19 protein-coding genes are annotated in these 18,669 nt (G+C 63.2%); 6 read left to right on the top strand and 13 right to left on the bottom strand.

The features are described from left to right. Positions 1-16: 16 nt before the first annotated feature. The 3 genes from AC1D1J_RS17605 to AC1D1J_RS17595 form a co-directional block, all read right to left on the bottom strand. Positions 17-805 (bottom strand): substrate-binding domain-containing protein, encoded by a 789-nt coding sequence (locus AC1D1J_RS17605; RefSeq protein WP_477695419.1) that lies wholly within the window; start codon positions 803-805, stop codon positions 17-19. Positions 806-848: 43 nt separating this feature from the next. Then, entirely contained in the window at positions 849-1,067 is a 219-nt protein-coding gene (locus AC1D1J_RS17600) for a hypothetical protein (RefSeq protein ID WP_477686888.1), read from the bottom strand. A 122-nt stretch (positions 1,068-1,189) separates the two neighbouring features. Beyond that, positions 1,190-1,786 carry a 3'-5' exonuclease gene (locus AC1D1J_RS17595; protein WP_477686889.1) on the bottom strand — a complete coding sequence of 199 codons (597 nt, stop codon included), beginning with the start codon at positions 1,784-1,786 and terminating at the stop codon, positions 1,190-1,192. Between the two features lie 122 nt (positions 1,787-1,908). On the opposite strand from AC1D1J_RS17595, the gene AC1D1J_RS17590 reads away from it, so the two are divergent. After that, positions 1,909-2,166: a hypothetical protein gene (locus AC1D1J_RS17590; protein WP_477649545.1), complete on the top strand. Its 258-nt coding sequence runs from the start codon at positions 1,909-1,911 to the stop codon at positions 2,164-2,166. A 24-nt stretch (positions 2,167-2,190) separates the two neighbouring features. Here AC1D1J_RS17590 and AC1D1J_RS17585 read toward each other — a convergent pair whose 3' ends face one another. Both AC1D1J_RS17585 and AC1D1J_RS17580 read right to left on the bottom strand, forming a co-directional pair. After that, positions 2,191-2,916, bottom strand: coding sequence for a site-2 protease family protein (locus AC1D1J_RS17585; RefSeq protein ID WP_477686891.1), 726 nt, complete (start codon positions 2,914-2,916; stop codon positions 2,191-2,193). A 13-nt stretch (positions 2,917-2,929) separates the two neighbouring features. Next, complete coding sequence (locus AC1D1J_RS17580) at positions 2,930-3,922, bottom strand: DUF2167 domain-containing protein (RefSeq protein WP_477695418.1); 993 nt, start codon at positions 3,920-3,922, stop codon at positions 2,930-2,932. A 201-nt stretch (positions 3,923-4,123) separates the two neighbouring features. On the opposite strand from AC1D1J_RS17580, the gene AC1D1J_RS17575 reads away from it, so the two are divergent. Then, a complete protein-coding gene (locus AC1D1J_RS17575; protein WP_477695417.1) occupies positions 4,124-4,711 on the top strand; it encodes a hemerythrin domain-containing protein in 588 nt (195 codons plus the stop codon). A gap of 139 nt (positions 4,712-4,850) precedes the next feature. Here AC1D1J_RS17575 and AC1D1J_RS17570 read toward each other — a convergent pair whose 3' ends face one another. Beyond that, positions 4,851-7,955 (bottom strand): FAD-binding and (Fe-S)-binding domain-containing protein, encoded by a 3,105-nt coding sequence (locus tag AC1D1J_RS17570; RefSeq protein ID WP_477695416.1) that lies wholly within the window; start codon positions 7,953-7,955, stop codon positions 4,851-4,853. Positions 7,956-8,025: 70 nt separating this feature from the next. Next, entirely contained in the window at positions 8,026-8,721 is a 696-nt protein-coding gene (locus AC1D1J_RS17565; protein WP_477695415.1) for a GntR family transcriptional regulator, read from the bottom strand. 115 nt (positions 8,722-8,836) lie between these two features. Between AC1D1J_RS17565 and AC1D1J_RS17560 the strand changes: the two genes are divergently transcribed. From AC1D1J_RS17560 to AC1D1J_RS17550, 3 genes are all read left to right on the top strand, one after another. Then, positions 8,837-10,057 carry a pyridoxal-phosphate-dependent aminotransferase family protein gene (locus tag AC1D1J_RS17560; RefSeq protein ID WP_477695414.1) on the top strand — a complete coding sequence of 407 codons (1,221 nt, stop codon included), beginning with the start codon at positions 8,837-8,839 and terminating at the stop codon, positions 10,055-10,057. 81 nt (positions 10,058-10,138) lie between these two features. Then, positions 10,139-11,116 (top strand): Bug family tripartite tricarboxylate transporter substrate binding protein, encoded by a 978-nt coding sequence (locus AC1D1J_RS17555; protein ID WP_477686896.1) that lies wholly within the window; start codon positions 10,139-10,141, stop codon positions 11,114-11,116. Between the two features lie 88 nt (positions 11,117-11,204). Next, entirely contained in the window at positions 11,205-12,329 is a 1,125-nt protein-coding gene (locus AC1D1J_RS17550) for an ABC transporter substrate-binding protein (protein WP_477695413.1), read from the top strand. A 20-nt stretch (positions 12,330-12,349) separates the two neighbouring features. Here the strand turns inward: AC1D1J_RS17550 and nth are convergent, their stop codons facing one another. Both nth and AC1D1J_RS17540 read right to left on the bottom strand, forming a co-directional pair. Then, on the bottom strand, positions 12,350-12,994 hold the full coding sequence (gene nth / locus AC1D1J_RS17545) for an endonuclease III (RefSeq protein WP_477695412.1): 645 nt from the start codon (positions 12,992-12,994) through the stop codon (positions 12,350-12,352). A 112-nt stretch (positions 12,995-13,106) separates the two neighbouring features. Beyond that, entirely contained in the window at positions 13,107-14,153 is a 1,047-nt protein-coding gene (locus AC1D1J_RS17540; protein WP_477686899.1) for a BLUF domain-containing protein, read from the bottom strand. Positions 14,154-14,395: 242 nt separating this feature from the next. Between AC1D1J_RS17540 and AC1D1J_RS17535 the strand changes: the two genes are divergently transcribed. After that, positions 14,396-16,060, top strand: coding sequence for an alkaline phosphatase family protein (locus AC1D1J_RS17535; RefSeq protein WP_477695411.1), 1,665 nt, complete (start codon positions 14,396-14,398; stop codon positions 16,058-16,060). On the opposite strand, the gene AC1D1J_RS17530 is transcribed toward AC1D1J_RS17535, so the two are convergent. From AC1D1J_RS17530 to AC1D1J_RS17515, 4 genes are read right to left on the bottom strand one after another with little or no spacing between them, the layout of a single operon-like run. Continuing rightward, positions 16,055-17,044 carry an AraC family transcriptional regulator gene (locus AC1D1J_RS17530; protein ID WP_477695410.1) on the bottom strand — a complete coding sequence of 330 codons (990 nt, stop codon included), beginning with the start codon at positions 17,042-17,044 and terminating at the stop codon, positions 16,055-16,057. The genes AC1D1J_RS17535 and AC1D1J_RS17530 overlap by 6 nt on opposite strands. A 39-nt stretch (positions 17,045-17,083) precedes the next feature. After that, positions 17,084-17,494, bottom strand: coding sequence for a PaaI family thioesterase (locus AC1D1J_RS17525; RefSeq protein WP_477695409.1), 411 nt, complete (start codon positions 17,492-17,494; stop codon positions 17,084-17,086). After that, complete coding sequence (locus AC1D1J_RS17520) at positions 17,484-18,011, bottom strand: SRPBCC family protein (protein ID WP_477695408.1); 528 nt, start codon at positions 18,009-18,011, stop codon at positions 17,484-17,486. Before AC1D1J_RS17520 ends, AC1D1J_RS17525 begins: the two co-directional genes overlap by 11 nt. Positions 18,012-18,044: 33 nt before the next feature. Further along, the gene (locus tag AC1D1J_RS17515; protein ID WP_477695407.1) at positions 18,045-18,644 is read right to left on the bottom strand and encodes a TetR/AcrR family transcriptional regulator; all 600 of its coding nucleotides are present in this window, start codon (positions 18,642-18,644) and stop codon (positions 18,045-18,047) included. Between the last annotated feature and the right edge of the window lie 25 nt (positions 18,645-18,669).

Here is an 18,669-nt window from a genome sequence, read left to right as displayed (position 1 = left end):
CCCGCAGTGCCCGCCATCAAGGGGCGGTGACAGGTTCCAGCCCGGTTTTCCGGATGACGGGCGCGGCCGCCGCAGTGGTAAAGAAACGAATCAATGCACGTGCGGCATCCTGCTCGACAGCATCGGCGGCAATGCCCGCTGAAAACACGGTGACGCGCTGCACTTCATCCGGCAGCGGCCCCACATAGTCGATGCCCGGAACCGGAAGCAGTTCGCTGACCTGCTGGAACCCCAGTTCGGCATCACCGCGGGCCACCACGGTGCCCACCCGCTCGCTGAGTATTTTGGTGCTCTTGCCTGCCACCTGCGCGGAAATTCCCAGGCGCTGGAACAGCTCGGTCGAGATATAGACACCGCTCGCGCTGGCCGAGTAGGCAATGGACCGGGCGTCCAGCAGCGTGCGCCTGAGCGCGTCGACCGTGCTGATGTCAGGCTTGGGCGCACCTGCGCGTACCACCATGCCGATCAGGGAGCGCACCAGGTCCACCCGGCTGCCGGCTTGCACCTTGCCCTGGCTCACGAGCGCATCCAGCGCCGGCGCCGCCAGGATCACGATGTCGGCCCGCTCCTTGCGCGCCAACCGGTTCGGAATGGCGTCCGGCGCGTCGCCCATGGAAGCGCCATACGCCGTGATGACTTTGTGCCCGGTTGCACGCTCAAAGGCCGGCACCAGTTCGTTGTAGGCGGCGGTAAAGCCGCCAGAGGTCATCACATGAATGTCGGCCGCCCACGCGCCGCCGCCGGGCCATACCAGCGCGGGCAGCAGCAGCCAAAAGATCCTGCAGAACTTCAGAAGTTGTTGCATGCCATCTCCTCGCTTTCTTCGACTTGCTGCGTGGATGCCTGACTCAGCGCACGCACTCAAACCCGTACTGCTCGGGGGTTGGCTTTGTCACCAGCCGGGCATGCAGGCCGCGCTTCTGGCATTCCATTTCAGCGATGTCGGTGGCTTCGCCCAATTTCGACGGGCGCGCTTTGACCACAATCAGTTTGTCATTGACGCTGACCAGTTCGGCGGCGCAGCCGGAGATCAGGACGCAGGCGAGCAGGGGGAACAGTGTTTTCATGGTTGTTTCCTTCTAAAGATAAAGATAATTTTGGCCGTCAGAATTCTTAAGTAAAAAGCGGTTGAAGCCCTTTGTGGACGAGCGCGACCAGCTATCAATTTGGTAGCGTATTGCGGCTGCGCCTACCCCAGCCCCAGCGCCTTGAACACACGCAGCGCGCCATAAGCGTCGTTGGCCGCATAAATGATCTGCGCTTCCGTCAGCCGTTCATTGGCCCAGTTGGAGGTGGCGGCTTTCTTGGATTTGAGGAAGCGCTTGTTGAACATCACGGCCACAGCGCCGCGCACACCCATGTCCTTGCGGTAGCCGCGCTCGCGGAACACCACGTTCAGGTCCAGCACGCCCTGCAGGTCTGTGCCCAGCTTGCGGATGATGCGGCGCTGGTCGTCCCCCAGGCCGAAGCCGGCCTTGATGATCGCAGGCGAGCTCAGCAGCAACCCGACCACGCGGCGGCATTCGGCGTCTTCGAGCTGGAAGATCCAGGCCTTGTCGAGTGCCGAAAGCTGCACGATGTGCGGCCCTTCAGAAGCCTCGTTTTTGGCAAAGGTCGGTTTTGATTCGGTGTCAAAACCCAGCACCGTGGCGCCGGCCAGGGCCTGCAGCGCTGCGGCAGCCTGGGCCGGTGTCGCCACCACCTGGATCTGCCCCAGGCTCAGCCGGTCGAACGGCTCCAGCAGGGCAATTTCTTCTTTTCCGGGGGTCGGGTGGCGCTCTGTCATGGGTATTGGGGCATAAGTGGGCAAAAACAGGGCTGCGGCAAGGTTTGTGCAAGGCTAGAGCTTACAGTCAGGGTTAACGCATTACACCGGACCGCCCCCGACCGCCCTCACTCACCTACATCATGGCAGCAGCACAAAGCATCACCACCGAGCATTACAAGCTCTTTCCGTCGCCGCGCAACCGGCACCGCACTATTTTTCTGCACCAGGTGTTTGTGCCGCACTCCTTCATGCTGATCGACATGGAAAGCTACGGGCTCAAGGGCAAATACAGCCTGTTCGGCGCCTGCCGCCTCGCCGACATGCGCATGGGGCAACTGGTGACGCTGGAGCTGCCCGAAGATGAAGCAACCTTCAACGCGAAGTTTGTGCCGGACTGACACGGGCCGTGCGCTCAACCCGATTTACCGGATGGCGCTGACGCCGCGCAGCATTTCATGCACGTCATGCGTCATTACCGCCAGAAACGCCGCCAGGGCCAGGTAATAAAAGCCGTACTCAAACCGCGTGGCGGCGCTGGTGGCGTAATAGGTTTTCGCTTCTTCGCTGTCTGATTTGTAGCGTATGGCCTTCAGCAGCTGCGGTCCGGCCAGCAGCGCCATCAGGATCAGCATGGGGCTGGGCCGCCAGAAGAACAGGCCCACCAGCACCGGCACCCCCAGGAACCAGATGCGCGGCGACAGCACCGCGGTGATGCGGCCTCCGTCAAACGGCGACAGTGGAATCAGGTTGAAGAGGTTCAGGAAAAAGCCGGAATACGCAATCGCCAGCAGCAGGTTGCTGTCCTGGTCGCGCGCCAGGAAATAGCAGGCCAGCGCGCCTATCGTGCCCAGCAGCGGGCCGCCCAGGCCCACATACGCTTCGGTTTCGGCGTCATGCGGCATGTCCTTGAGCTCTACCCACGCACCCACAAACGGGATGAAGGTGGGCGCGCCCACATTGAGGCCACGCTGCCGCGCGGCAATGTAGTGGCCCATTTCGTGCACAAACAGCAGCGCCACAAAACCCACCGCGTAGCGCCAGCCGAAGAGCAGCGCGTAGGCAAACACTGAAATCAGCATGCTGCCGCCCGTGAGCAGCAGCTTGCCGAATTTGGCGCCGGTGAAAAGCAGCAGCAGGAGTTTCGTCACGCGAAGGTGCTTTTCAGGCGGTGGGCGGTGCGGGAGGTTTTACCGGGGTGGTTGGCGCGTTTGCCGCACTGCCGAATGCGGCAGGAACCGTCTCCTGTTCGGCGGCCGCGACGGGCATCGGCGCTGCAGCCGGTTTGCGCTTGAAGTATTTCAGGAACACCGCGCCAAACCCCGCCACGGCCAGAAAGATCACCTTGGCAAACTTGGCAAAAAAGAGCGCGGCGACGGCGAAGAAGCCGAGTTTTTTCGCGGCCACGCCCAGCACCAGCGCGGCCAGGCCGTATTCGGCCACCTTGTCGGTTTTGGAATTGAAATCGGCGTAGCGTTTGCCGTCGTTGTATTGCAGGGCCGACAGCAGCTCCGCGGCGACGGGTTTGTCTTTCGGCAAATCATTCAGCGCCGTCACCAGGTTCAGGCTGAAGTAGCCCTCACGCCCCAGCGCGTAGGTGTTGTAGTTCACCCCCTGCACGGCATCGGGCGCTGCACCGCGGTCCTTGCTGGACATGGCCCACACCAGCCGGTGGGTGGCGGCGTTGTAGGCCGGCTTTTCGGCCCAGCCGACAATTTCCATTTCAGGAAAACCCATCTTCTTGCGTTCGCTGTTTGAGGCTTCCGTGCCTTCGCGGTAACTCTTCAGAAGGTCTTCGGCGTTCCAGTCCTTGGCGTCGTCGTCTTTCACGTAGCCCGCGGATTCAAAGCGCACCGTAACAAACCAGGAGTCGTTGGCCGCCGGAAACACCAGGCCCTGCAAGCGCGAGTCTTTGCCGGGGTTGCCCATGGCATTGAGAAGCCTGGCGGCCTGCGGCTGCGGCACAAAAATGCGGCCGGCCGGCAGCTTCAGCACCGCCTGGTCGGCCAGGGGAATATCCTGCGGGCCTTCCTTGGCTGCGGCGCGGGCTTCCGCCCAGATTTTTTCGGCTTCGTCTTTTGACATCGGCTGCGCCAGGGCAGCACTGCAAGACAGCACAACCGCCAGCGCACAGATGCGCTTCCACAAATGGTTCATCAAGTCCTCCCTGTTGGAATAAATTTCCGGATATTCTGACACGGGCTTTGGTGGAACCGGCGGCTTGTTTGATCTGGATCAACAGCGCCCCTGATCGCCTCCCTATAGTCAAACTGGCTGCACGGTGTCCAGTTGGTTCTTCCCGGCTGCTGCCGGGTTGGCTGGCCGGCAGGGTGCATCCGTTAACCAGGGGAAAGATCCATGAGCATCCATCACGTCAGCTACCACAGTGGGGAATTGCCCGCGCCTCCCGCCGCTGCGGGCCTGGTTGACCTCACCATGCCGTTGGCCGGCTTCTCGCAATGCCACTTCGGCATTGCTTCCCAGCTACAGGCTTTCGCCGAACTGCCAGCCTTGCTGGCTGCTGCCGCGCAAGCGCGCAACGTCGCTTCGCACACGCTCAGCCTCTTCAAGTACGCGGTGGCAAGCCACCATGCCGACGAGGAAAATGAGTTGTTCCCGGCGGTGCTGCGCAGCGCCGCCAAGGGAGAAGAGGCCGAGAAGGTCAGGGCGCTGGTCAAGCGCCTGGTGGCCGAGCACCGCAAGATCGAATCCATCTGGAATGACCTCGAGCCGGCGGTGAAAGCGGCGGCAAAAAACCAGCCGGCAGAGCTGGACCTGCAAGCGGTCGAGGCGCTGGTACAGGCCTACCTGAAACACGCGCGCTTTGAAGAGGCGGAATTCCTTCCGCTGGCCGAAACCATCCTCGGGCGCAACGGCAACCACATGGCGGCCCTGGGCCTGTCGCTTCACCTCAGGCATGCGCCCATGGTGGTGGGGCATGTCTAGGCGCTTGCGTGGCTGATCTGATGTGCGTTGCACCGGAATATTCAAGAAAAAACAGGCTATAGCCCAATAAGGACGGGCGCAAGCAGCTATTAAAAGTATAGCGTTCAGGCTCTGAAAACATGCCGCGTGGCGGCCGCCCTCAGCCCCGCAGCTGCCGCGCCAGCAGCACCGCGACGTGAATCGCCTCGCGCTGCGCGCCGTCCCTGATCTGGTGGCGGCAGCTGGTGCCGTCGGCCACCACAATAGCGTCGGGCTGCTTGCGCACTGCCGGCAGCAGGCTGAGCTCGGCCATCTGCATCGACACCTCATAGTGGTTGGCCTCATAGCCAAAGCTGCCCGCCATGCCGCAGCAGCTTGATTCGATCAGCTCAGGTTTTGCGCCGGGAATCAGCTTGAGCACCTCCAGGATGGGGCTCACCGCCCCAAAGGCCTTCTGGTGGCAGTGGCCGTGCAGCAGGATGGGTTGGACCGTCGCTTTCAGCCGGCCCTTGAGCTTGTCGAGTTTGCCGTCGGCCGCTTCACGCGCCAGAAATTCCTCGAGCAGCAGTGCATGGCGGCTGATGGTGTGCGCCGCTTCGCCCAGGCCCATCACCAGCATCTCGTCGCGCAGCGTCAGCAGGCAGGAGGGCTCCAGGCCGACGATGGCGATGCCCTTTTCGGCAAAGGGCAGCAGGGCTTCCACCACCTCGCGCGCCTTGGCTCTGGCCTTGCCTACCATGCCGCTGGCCAGGTAAGTGCGGCCGCAGCACAGGCTCTTGCCGTCGGCCTCGGTTTTCGCCGCCACGTGTACCGTGTAGCCGGCGACCTGCAGCACCTTCAGTGCAGCCAGTGCGTTTTCTGACTCAAAGTAGCCGTTGAAAGTGTCCACAAACAGCACGACCGGCCGTGCGGCGGCCAGCACCTCTTCGCGGCTGGCGGTCGTGATGCTTCCTTTCGACGCCGCGCCGGGCTTGTTCAGGCGCTTCCAGAAGGTCTGGCGCGTCCATTGCGGCAGTGTGCGGCGGGCCGACAGGCCCGCCAGTTTTTCGCTCCAGGCCGCCAGCACCGGCACCTTGTCGCGCAGGTTCAGCAGCGGCGCCAGGCGGCTGGCCCAGTGGGCATAGTCGGGCAGGTACGCGACCATCTTGTCTTTGAGCGTGTAGCCGTGCTTGTGCTTGTAGTGGTGCAAAAACTCCACCTTCATTTTGGCCATGTCCACACCGGTGGGGCAGTCGCGCTTGCAACCCTTGCAGCCCACGCACAGGTCCATGGCCTCCTTCACGGCCTCGCTGGTGAAGGCGTCTTCGGCCTTCATGCCGTCCAGCTGCCCGCTCAATGCCAGGCGCAGTGTGTTGGCGCGTCCGCGCGTCAGGTGCTGCTCGTCGCGTGTCACGCGGTAGCTCGGGCACATGGTGCCGGCGTCAAACTTGCGGCAGTGGCCGTTGTTGTTGCACATCTCCACGGCCTTGGCAAAACCCCGGGCCGGGTCGCCGCCGCTGCCGGGCGCGCTGGTCCTTTCGGTGGCCGGGTCGTTCTGCACATCCCAGGCACGCCAGTCCAACGCGGTCTTCAGGGGAATGACACGGTAGCCCGGCGGAAACCGCATCAGCCGCGTGTCGTCCATCTTGGGCGGGTTGATCATGCGTCCGGGGCTCAGCAAGCCCGCCGGGTCCATGTATTGCTTGATGGCGGCGAATGCCTGGCTGATCTCCGGGCCAAACTGCCACTTGATCCATTCACCGCGGCACAGGCCGTCGCCGTGTTCGCCGCTGTAGGCACCCTTGAACTTGCGCACCAGCACGGAGGCTTCTTCGGCAATCGCGCGCATCTTGGGCGCGCCTTCGCGCCGCATGTCCAGGATGGGCCGCACATGCAGCGTGCCGACGGAGGCATGGGCATACCAGGTGCCCTTGCTGCCGTATTTCCTGAAGATCTCGGTCAAGGCGTCGGTGTAGGCGGCCAGATGCTGCAGCGGCACGGCGCAGTCTTCGATAAAACTCACCGGCTTGCCGTCGCCCTTGAGGCTCATCATGATGTTGAGGCCGGCCTTGCGCACCTCCCACAGGTTTTTTTGCGGTGCGTCCTCGGTCATTTCCACCACCGAATCGGGCAGCAGCAGGTCGCCCATCAACTCGCCCAGGCGCTTGAGCTTGGGCAACAGCTCGGCCTTGCTGGCACCCGAAAACTCCACCAGCAAAATGGCCGCCGGATCGCCGATCAGCGCGCTGCGGATCGTCGGCGCAAAGGCCGGGTTTTGCAGCGACAGGTCGATCATCGTGCGGTCGACCAGCTCTACCGCAGTGAGAGTGCCTTCCCCAATCTTGACGATGAATTGCGCCGCATCCATGGCGCGGTAAAAGGTCGGGAAATTCACCACGCCCAGCACCTTGGCCCGGGGCAACTCGCTCAGTTGCAGCGTCAGCGACCGGGTCAGCGCCAGCGTGCCTTCACTGCCTATCAGCAAATGGGCCAGGTTGACCGAGCCGTCACTGGTGTAGGGCCGCTCGCTCTGCGGGTCAAAGATGTCCAGGTTGTAGCCGCCCACGCGCCGCATGACTTTGGGCCAGCGCCGCTTGATGAGGGGGTGCAGCTCCTCGGCCAGCGCACGCACGTGGCTGCCCAGCTCGCGTGCCTTGCCGCTGCTGCCGGCGTAAGCGCCCAGCTGCAGCAGGCTGCCGTCGGATGTCCAGGCTTTGGCACCCAGCACGTTGTGCACCATGTTGCCGTAGGCAATGCTGCGGCTGCCGCAAGAGTTGTTGCCCGCCATACCACCCAGCGTGGCCTGCGCGCTGGTCGAAACATCCACCGGATACCACAGGCCGTGTTTTTTCAGGGCTGCGTTCAGGTGATCCAGCACGATGCCGGGCTCTACCTCGGCGGTGCGCTCTTGCGGGTTCACCGCCAGGATATTGCGCACATGCTTGGCGTAGTCGATGACCAGGCCGGTGCCTACCGTTTGCCCGCACTGGCTGGTGCCGCCGCCGCGCGGCACGATGGGCACCTGCATGTCGCGGCAGATGTCCAGCGCGGCCTTCACGTCGTCTGCCGTGCGCGGCACAAACACGCCCACAGGCATGACCTGGTAGATGGAGGCGTCGGTGGCGTAACGGCCCCGGTCGGCCGGCGAAAACAGCACTTCGCCCTGTGTTTCGGCGGCCAGCCGTGCCGCAAGTCTGCCGGCAACTTCATTGCTGATGCGGGCCACGTTGTCGTAGGCGTGGGCCGCGGCCTGCCGGGATATCTTGAGTGGAAGGGGGGCGTTCATCGCGGGCGATCCGGGTTTTGTGTGGGTGTTGAGGCCCGGCCCTGAAGCCAGGCAAAGGTCACGTTGCAGGTCACGCCCTGGAAGGCGTGCTGGCGGGCGCCGCCGCGGCGCGCAGTTGCTGGACCACGACTTCGCGCTTGCTGGCCAGGTGGCCCAGCAGCACCTTGCGCATGGCGGCGGTGTCGCGCGCAGCCAGTGCGTCAATCATCAGCTCGTGTTCATTCACGGCTGACTTCCATTTTTCTTCGTCCTGGTTGGAGCGAAAGCGCAGCGCCTGCAGGCGCGCGTTGACCTGCCGGTAGGTGGTGGTGAGCACCGGGTTCTTCGCGGCCGCGTTGATGGCGCTGTGAATGGCAGAGTTGAGCCGGTAGTAGTTGGGCAGGTCGCGGCGTGTGTAGGCGGCCAGCATTTCAAAGTGCATGGCCTTGATTTCAGCCAGCTCGTCATCGGTGATGCGCTGGGCTGCCAGTTCGCCCGATTGCGCCTCCAGCCCGGCCATGACCTCAAAGGTATTCAGCACGTCGGCTTCGGTGAGTTCCACCGCTATCGCACCGCGGTTGGGCAAGAGCTCGACCAGGCCCTCTGCGGCCAGCATCTTGATGGCCTCGCGCAGCGGCGTGCGCGAGACATTCAAAACCTCGCTGAGTTCGCGTTCATTGAGCTTGGCGCCCGGCTGGATGCGGTTTTCAACCAGCATCTGGCGCAGGCGGTGCGCCACCTGTTCGTGAAGGGCAGCGCGGGGGATGGGAATGATTTCGGCAGCCATAAGCAAATTTTGTATGCAAAAAACAGGGGTGTCAAATCAATTTGTAACCCTTTGCTCTATTGACAAATGAATTTTGTATGCAAAAAATAGCGTCCTACTTCTGGAGTTTTTCGCCATGTTGACGCTTGACTTTCACCCCACCGGACGTCATTTTCTGCAGATTCCCGGCCCTTCGCCGGTGCCTGACCGCATCCTGCGGGCCATGAGCCTGCCCACCATCGACCACCGCGGCCCCGAATTCGCGGCGCTGGGCCTCAAGGTGCTGGTCGACATCAAGAAGATCTTCCAGACCCGACAACCCGTCATCATTTACCCGGCCTCCGGTACCGGCGCCTGGGAGGCCGCGCTTTCCAACACGCTGAACGCGGGTGACCATGTGCTGATGTACGAAACTGGCCATTTCGCCGCGCTGTGGCAAAAGCTGGCCGCGCGCCTGGGCCTCAAAACGGAAGTCATCGGCTACCCCGGCGCCGACGTCTGGCGCCATGGTGTCCAGGCCCATCTGATTGAAGAGCGCCTGAAGGCCGACACCCAGCACAGCATCAAGGCCGTCTGCGTGGTGCACAACGAAACTTCCACCGGCGTGACCAGCAACATCGCCGCCGTGCGCAAGGCGATCGATGCCGCCAAACATCCGGCCCTGCTGCTGGTCGACACCATTTCGGGCCTGGCCTCGGCCGACTACCGCCACGACGAGTGGGGCGTCGACGTCAGCATCAGCGGCTCGCAGAAAGGCCTGATGCTGCCGCCCGGCATCAGCTTCAACGCCGTGTCGGCCAAGGCCATCGAAGCCAGCAAAAAGGCCACGCTGCCCAAAGCCTTCTGGGCCTGGGATGAAATCATCGAGATGAACAAGACCGGCTACTGGCCGTCCACCCCCAACACCAACCTGCTGTACGCCCTCAGCGAAGCCTGCGACATGCTGCTGGAGCATGGCCTGGAAACCGTGTTTGCGCGCCACCAGCGCTGGGCTGTCGGCGTGCGCGCCGCGGTCAAGGCCTGGGGCCTGCAGATCCAGTGCGCCGACGCAGCCGTGTATTCACCGGTGCTTACCGGCGTCATGACACCCGAGGGCATTGATGCCGACGCGGTGCGCAAGATCATTTACGAACGCTTCGACTGCTCGCTGGGCACCGGCCTGGGCAAGGTCAAAGGCAAGATGTTCCGCATCGGCCACCTGGGCGATTGCAACGACCTCACGTTGATGGCGGCGCTGAGCGGCTGTGAAATGGGTCTGAAACTTGCGGGCGTCAAGCTCGCGGGCTCGGGCGTGCAGGCCGCCATGGATCATTTCTCCAGCCATGCGGCTGTGGTGCCGCAGCGCAAGGCAGCCTGATCACCCGCTGCGCACGAGCGCAGGGTGTTACGTCAAACGGTCATCAAATTTCCATAAATTACTGAATCAAAAAGGGAAACCATGCAACGCAGAACCTTTATCAGCGCGACGGCGGCCACAGCCGCCATGGTGGCGTCACCCATGCTCAGGGCGCAAACGCTGCCCAGTGGGCCGGTGCGCATTGTGGTGGGCTTCCCGCCCGGTGGCGGCACCGACGCGCTGGCGCGCGTGGTGGGCCAGAAGCTGTCCACCATGTGGAACACCTCGGTCATCATTGAAAACAAGGGTGGCGCCGCCGGCGTGATCGCCGCCGATTACGTGGCCAAGCAGGCCGGTGACGGCAACACCTTGCTGATGGCCCACATCAACAGCCACGCGCTGGCGCCGGCACTCGGCATCAAGCTCGGCTACGACGCAGACCGCGACTTCGTGCCCATCAGCATGGTCGGCGTCACGCCCAACATGCTCATCTGCAATGCCGACCAGCCCGCCAAAACCGTGAAGGACCTGGTGGCCTTGTGCAAGGCCAAGCCCGGCCAGATCAGCTTTGCTTCCGCGGGCGGTGGTTCGGCCCAGCACTTTGCACTGGAAATGTTCAAGCTCCAGGCAAAGATTTTTGCGCTGCACATTCCTTACCGTGGCTCCGGCCCGGCGCTGGTCGATTTGATCGGCGGGCAGGTCAACTACTGCTTTGAAACCATGACCTCGGCCACGCCGCATGTCAAAAGCGGCAAGGCCATCGCGCTGGCGCAAACGCGTCTCAAGCGCGCCAAAGGCCATCCCAATGTGCCCACCATGGCCGAGTCCGGTTTCCCCGGTTTCGAGGCCACCGTGTGGTACGGCCTCATGGGCCCTTCAAAGATGCCGCCGGCCATGGTCCAACGCATGAACGAAGACGTCAACAAGGTGTTGGCCATGCCGGACGTGCAGGAAAAGATGGACCAGTACGGCGCCGAAGACGGCGGCGGCAGCACCGAAAAATTTGCGGCCTTCATCAAGATGGAGCAAAAGAAGTGGGCGCAGGTGGCCCAGCAGGCCAAAGTCAGGATCGACGCCTGACATACACCGCGCACCGGAAGCACAAGCCGGCCTTGGGCCGGCTTTTTTATTGACACCAATTTTTCACAAGAGGGTAGGGATTCGTTTCATGAAAGTTGTTAATTTTTCAAAGGGCGGCCGTTTGCTGGCCGCTTTTTTTCTGGGTCTGGCCGCCTCGGCCGCTTCGGCTGACATCGTGCTCGGCCACTCGGGTGACCTCTCTGGCAACAGCGCCGCACTGACGACCGACTATGTGCGCGGCATGAACGCGTACTTTGACGACATCAACAAAAAAGGCGGCGTTCGCGGCGAGAAGATCAAACTCGTCAGTCTGGACGACGGCTTCAATCCCGACAAGACGGCCGAGAACACCAAAGCCCTGATCGAAACCCAAAACGCCGTAGCGCTGGTGGGCTATCGCGGCACGGCCAACATGCTGAAGATCGTGCCCCTGGTGCAGGCCGCCGGCATTGCGGAGATCGGCAACACCAGCGGCGCAAAGTCGCTGCGTGAACCGTATGTGTCCAACCTGTTCCATGTGCGCGCCAGCACTACCGACGAGATCGAAGCGGCGGTCAACCACGCGTGGACCATCGGCATCAAGAAAATCGGCGTGATGTACCAGGACGACGCTTTCGGCAAGGAAGGCCTGGAAGCCCTGAACGCCGCCATGCAAAAGCGCGGCGCAACGGCCGCTGCCGTGGCCCCGGTGCCGCGCGGCACGGTGGACGTTGCCAAAGCCGCCGAGGTGATTGCCGCGGCGCAGCCGCAGGCCGTGATTTTGATCGGGCAGGCCAAGCCCAATGCGGCGTTCATCCAGGCTTTTCGCGCCAAGGGCGTGACCGCCCAGTTCATGGTGCTCAGTGTGTCGTCCGGCCTGCATGCCGAGCTCAAGGATGCGGCAGCCGGCGTGATTGCCTCGCAGGTTGTGCCTTACCCGTTTACCGAGCTGGGCAACGCCGTCGTGCGTGAATATCAGACCATCATCTCGGCCAACGGCGACAAGAAGTTCAGCTACAACAGCATGGAAGGTTTCCTGAACGCCAAGCTGGTGGTGCGCGCGCTGCAAAAAACACCGGCGCCGGTCACGCGCGCCAAACTCATCAGCACGCTTGAAACATTCACCAATGAAGACCTGGGCGGCTTTGCGTTGACTTACAGCAAGCAAAGCAATCTGGGTTCGCGCTTCGTGAATCTGACAATGATTCGCGCCGACGGCACCTTCGCCCGCTAAGAGCCGCTCCAGATGAAGCGTCAAGCCGCCGGCGGCGGTGTCTTGGGGCGAAAGTCGCACCACGGCGCCACCGCGCACTGCCAGCATTGGGGCTTGCGTGCGATGCACACATAGCGCCCGTGCAGTATCAGCCAGTGGTGCGCGTCCACCAGGTATTCGGCGGGCACACGCTTGAGCAGGCCCAGCTCGACTTCCAGCGGGTTTTTGCCGGGCGCCAGGCCCGTGCGGTTGCTCACACGAAAGATGTGCGTGTCCACCGCCATCGTCGCCTCGCCAAACGCCGAATTCAGTACCACGTTGGCTGTCTTGCGGCCTACGCCGGGCAGGGCCTGCAATGCCTCGCGGCTGCGCGGCACTATGCCGCCGTGCTGCTCCACCAGAATCTGGCACGCCGCCAGCAGGTTTTTGGCCTTGGTACGGTACAGCCCGATGGTGCGAATGTAAGACTCCAGGCGTTCCAGTCCCAGATCAAGGATGGCCTGCGGCGTGTTGGCCACCGGGAAAAGCTTGCGCGTTGCCTTGTTCACGCCCACGTCGGTGGCCTGCGCGCTCAGCAGCACGGCGGCCAGCAGCTCAAACACGCTGGTGTATTCCAGCTCGGTCACCGGCATTGGGTTGGCCGCCTTCAGCGTGGCAAAGAAAGGAGCGATGTCTTCTTTTTTCATGCCTCGCAGTGTATCGGCGTGCGCAGGCCGGCGCGTGCAAAGACCTGTCTGCGCAGCAAGATGCCGATAAACACAGCGGGAAACGGGGAAACGGGGAAATGGGGCAGGGCGCTCAGGCTGCCATGCGCGGCACGTCCCACACCGAGCTGGACGGCGCGCCGGCCCGGTCCAGCTGGTCGCGCATCGTTTGCCATATGGCATTGCAGTTGTCGGGTGTGGCAACGCCCCCGACGACATACTCCAGTTGCGCCGCTTGTGCCATGTCCTGCATGCGCTGGTGGGTCGCGGTGTCGCGGGCAACCCCCACCAGCACCGGCTTCGCAGGCAGGCCGTCGCAGGCGGCGATCATGCGGGCCATCAGTGCGTCGTCAAATTTGGCCGCGCCGCAAAAAAGCATCACAAAATGCGGCCACTCCGGAAGGAAAGCCCGGCGAAGCCCGTGCGTAAGGCCGTTGCGCGCCACGGCAATCAGCCGGCATGGGTAGCCGCCTTCCATGAAGTCGACATACTCGCTGCTGCCGTCAAAGTCTGTCTCGCCGGCAAAGCGCCGTTTGGCGACCACTCCGCCGGTTTTTTTGGCCAGCCAGCCCACCATGTCGAAAGCCTCGGTGCCGCTGGCCGAGCAGATGCCCATGCGGTGAAAGGCTTCGGGGTCTGCCAGTGCCTGCGCCTGGGCGAGCTGCATGGGTGCCGACAGGCGGCGAAGCACAGAGGAGGGCGAATACTGTTTGCCCTTTTCAAGCTGCTCCCGCAGGGCCATGACCCGGCGCCCGAAATAAACCGCCGACTCGGTGGCCTGCGACATCGCCATGGACCACGGCGTGGGCAACAGCCGGCGCCCTTTGCTGGTGTGCAGGGTATGGGGTGAATGGTGGCGCGGGTCGTGTTGCACGACATGCTGCAGCAAGTCCTGTACAGCCGCCGAAGGCCCTTCGACCCAATGCACAAACCAGCCGCTTTGGTAATGCAACACAACGTGCAGACCGAGGGGCGTGTTGTGGCGTAGCGACTCCGTGCGGATGTTTTCCATCTGCGCGAAGATGCCTTCCCGCATGTTGCACATGCTCGCCGTCACCACGCGTTCAACCTCCGTCTCCCCTGGAGCGGCGACATATGGCGCTACGTTGGGCGCCGTGTCCGGCGCTGCGTTGTTGGTCATGAATGCATCCTGCCTTACAACCGAAACGCACGTCAATCCTTTGGCATTGAAACCAAATGTGAACGAGACAGAAGTAGTAGTCCGGAGAGCCATGGTCCTACACAGGAGACCCAAATGGGTACGTGGTGACGCAGTTACCATGCAAGCCTTCCCGGCAACAGGCCGTGACACCCAGGCCTGCTACGGGTGACTACTGTTGCCCGAAAACCATGAACTCACCTAGCATCACCCGCATGATCCCCATGAAACTTCACACGCCTTTGCGTATCCTGGTTGCCGCGTTCACGGCAGTATTGCTGGCCAGTTGTGCTGCTGCGCCCGGGTCTACCGCGCTGTCGCAAGCCGGTGCACCGCGGCCCAAACTCGTTGTCTTCCTGGTAGTGGACGGGCTGCCGCAGCGCCAGGTGCTGGACTACCGCGACCAGCTCGCGCCCGATGGCCTGGCACGCTTCCTTGACCGCGGCGCCTGGTTCGCCAACGCGCATTACGGCCATGCTTTCACCGTCACCGCGGCCGGCCACGCCACCATGCTCACAGGCGCTTATCCGCATCGCACCGGCATCATCGGCAACGACTGGCGCGACCCCATCACCGCAGAGCCGGTGTATTGCACGGGCGACACCACGGCCACTTACATCGGCCACCAGAGCAACGCACTCGACGGCACCAGCCCGAAGAACCTCAAGGTGGAAACAGTGGGCGACGTGCTGCGGCGGGTAGACAGCCGCTCAAAAGTGATTGGCATCTCGGGCAAAGACCGCGGCGCCATCCTGCCCGCCGGCAAAACCGGCACGGCCTATATGTACATGGGCGCCACAGGGCAGTTTGCGTCCAGCACGCACTACATGGCCACGCACCCGGGCTGGGTCAATACCTTTAACGGCCAGAAGCTGGCCGACCGCTATTTCAAGACCGAATGGAAAGCCGTGCTGCCCGAGGCCGCCTATGCGCGCTCTGTGCCCGACCAGCAGAAATGGTTTGGCCCCGCCGGTGGCGGCTTGCCCGCCATGTATGGCGCGCCTGACGACACGGCGCCCGGCCCGCGTTTCTACAGCTCGCTGCTGCGCGGGCCTTTTGTTGATGCCATGTCGCTGGAGTTTGCCCGCGCGGCCATTGCCGGCGAGCAACTGGGGCAAGACGACATTCCCGACATCCTGTCGGTCAGCCTCTCGGGCCACGACTACGTGAACCACGCTTTCAGCGCCGAGTCGCGCCTGTCGCACGACCACCTGCTGCAACTCGACCGCATGCTGCAGGCCTTCTTCCAGGACCTGGACGCCCGCGTCGGCAAAGACAACTACCTCGTCATGCTGACGGCCGACCACGGCTTCATGCCGTCACCCGACCACCTCGCCAGCCAGGGCCGTGAAGCCGGGCGCGTCAACAGCAGCCAGGTGCTGGGGCGCGTCAACACCGGCCTGCAAAAGCGGTTCGGCGAAGGCAAATGGGCGGCAGGCTTCTCGGGCTCCAGCGTGCTGTTCGACAAAAAACTCATCGCACAAAAACAGGCAGACCCGAATGCCCTGGCAGAAGAAGCCCGTACCCTGCTGCTGGCAGAGCCCGGATTTGTCGCGGCCTATACCCGCCGCGAACTGCAAAGCGGCAGCCGAGTGGGCGCGCCGTTCTTCGACCAGCTGCGCAAGTCCTGGCACGCCGATGTGTCGGGCGATGTGCAGTATTCACTCAAGCCCGGCTGGATGTTCGGCAACACGGTTGCCACCCACGGTTCCCCGCATCCGTATGACACGCAAGTGCCCATCCTGATGTACGGCCCCGCCTGGATAAAGCCCGGCCGCGTCGATGCGCGGGTGGAAGTGGTGGACATCGCGCCCACGCTGTCACGCCTGTTGCGCATTGCGCCGCCTTCTGCGGCCGAAGGCAAGTTGCTGCCGCTACAGGGGCTATAGCGCCTTGACCGGTACACACAGCCAGCAGCTGAAGTTTCCCGTTTTCGGGTCCATTACAAAGTCTTCTTCATACAACTCCAACGCCGGTTTGTTGTCCGGCTGGTAGCCGCTTTGCGGCAGCCACTCGGCAAACATGTGCGTCCAGGCTTCGTGCACTTCATTGCCCGGCTTGCCGGTGAAACGGCCGCAGGCATAGCGCCCGCCGCCAAAGTTTTGCACGCCTGTCTCGCCTTGTGGTTTGAAAGCCTCGTTCACTTCAATGCAGGCGTCGTAGCGGCATTTGTCGGCGGGCGTGATCTCGGGGTTGTCCTGGCTGATGCCGTACATCCTGGGGCGCGGGTTCATGTGGCCGTGCTGGCCGCACCAGGCGACAAAGCGTTGCCACAGTTGCGCCACCTGGTCGCCATAAGGGCCGGTATTGCGCATGTAAGCCAGGCGCATGGCCGGAAGGGTCTTCAGTTCAATGTGCATGTTCAAGCCTCTTTCAGATAAAACCGGCCCCACGGGCCAGAGGGTTCTATCTTTAAACAGCGCCATGATGGAGTCTTGATTCGGCTTGTGATGGGCTTGATGATTCTTGCCATGTTCAAGCACGTGGCGCGTTGCCCAGTCACGCCAGTCGCCACGCCGCCAGGCCGTGGGCGTTGTGCCGAAGTGGGCGCGAAAGGCACGGCTGAATACTTCCGCAGAAGCAAAGCCCGTGTCGAGCGCGATTTGTAGCGCGGTCTGCGGTGAAAAAATGAGTTGCTGGGCTGCCGACTCCAGCCGCAGGCGGCGCACGCAGTCGGCCAGGGTTTCGCCCGTGACCGCCTGGAACACGCGGTGAAAGTGCCAGGGTGAAAAGTGCGCCACATCGGCCAGCGTTTGCAGGTCCAGTGTGCCGTCCAGGTTGGCGCTGACGTGGTCTACCACCCGGTTGATGCGGGCGATGTAGGCATGCTGGTTCGGGTTGGGCGCGAGCTCTTGCGTCTGGGTCAAAGGCATGCCGGCAAGTCTAGCGCCAGCGGCGCCGTGTTGCTGTGGCTAGCCCGCTTTGCGTATCGTGCCCTGCGCCGCTGCGCACAAGATGCGCTCCTCCCCGCGCAGCAAGAAAATATCGCATCGGCATACCGCCTGGGTCTTGCCACTGCCCACCACCGTGGCTACGGCCAGCAGGCGGTCGGCATCCTTGGCCGGCCGCAGGTAGTTGATCTTGAACTCTGACGTGACAGAGTCGCCCAGCACCGAGCCGCCTGCAAACGTCAGCGCGTTGTCTGCTAGATAGGACAACACACCGCCATGCACAAAGCCGTGCTGCTGCAAGAGGCCGGGCACCACAGGCACTGACAGCTCCGCGCCGCCGGGCGCAAAGGCATCGAGCTGCGCGTTCAGCATCGCGCTGAAGGGTTGCTGGCCCAGCACCTGGCGGCCCCAGGCCAGCAAGTCAGCGGGCATGCTGGCTGCGCGAAAACGGCGGGGTCAACCGCCTGCCGCCCGACACCAGCCAGCGCAGCAGGTGCACATAGGCCGGCCACGGCACTGGCCGGGGCTCATTGCCCAGCGAGAGCTGCGCCTGCGACAGCACGTCTTCCACGCAAACATCGTGCAGGGGCCCAATCACCAGCGGCCAGAAGAGCAGGGCCGTGCCGCGCGCCTTCATCTCGATGCGGTGCTCCAGCACGCAATGCGCGGGCGTGGCGTCCAGCACCTCAAAGCCGTGCCAGCCGTCAAATCCCGCCGGTGCGGTCAGGCGAAACCGCACGGACTGCCCCGGTGTGTAGGCCTCCACCACATAGCGGATGGGCCCGTGCCCACCGATGGCGCCCACGGCCAGCGGCCTGTCGAACTTCAGGCGCGGCCAGACCTTGCCGGGCCACAAGGCATCGGCCGGCGAGCCCAGCGAATCAATCAGCGCGCCCACCTGCTCCGGGCTGGCGTGCAGCAAACGTTGATGAACATTTACGACTTTCATGCAGCTACTCCTTGTTGAAATCGGGAAGGTGTTTCAGGGCGCCACGGCCATCCAGGCCGCGTGTTCCAGTGCGGCCCTCACTTTGGGTGTGACGGCCGGGGTGGGTTGGCTGACCCAGCCCTGCGTAAGCGACATCGCCGGTGAAAACATCAGCGCCATCCACAGGTGAAAAGGCATGGCCCGCATCTCGCCGGCCTCCACCTGCTGCGCTACCCAGGCCCTCAGGGTGGCAAAGGCCTGCTCATTGGCAGCGTCGATCTCGGCGCCGCCTGCCATGTCGCCGCCGCGCCGCAGCGTGTGCAGCAGCCGTGCCTGGTCGGGGTGTTGCAGCACCCACTGGATGTACGCGCGCATCAGGCCCTTGACGCCGGCCTGGGCCGAGGCCTTGCCGCTGATGGGCTGCATCAGCGCCGCATGGAAATCGCGCAGCGTGTGGGCATACAGCGCATCGGCCAGCTGTGCCTTGGTGGGGAAGTGGTGGTACAGGCTGCCGTTGCTCACGCCGGCTTCCTGGCGAACCATGTCCATCGAGGCGGCCGTGAAGCCGTGCGCCAGGAACACTTTGGTGGCGGCGTCCAACAGGCGCTCCCGGGTAGAGAGGGTGGCAGCGGCAGGGGGTGTGGCAGAACTCATGACTAGAGTATTACTCTAGATTGTT

Source organism: Polaromonas sp. P1_F8 (genome assembly GCF_056405635.1).
Note: the sequence above shows the minus strand (reverse complement) of the source record. Positions and strands in the feature narration are given on the sequence as shown.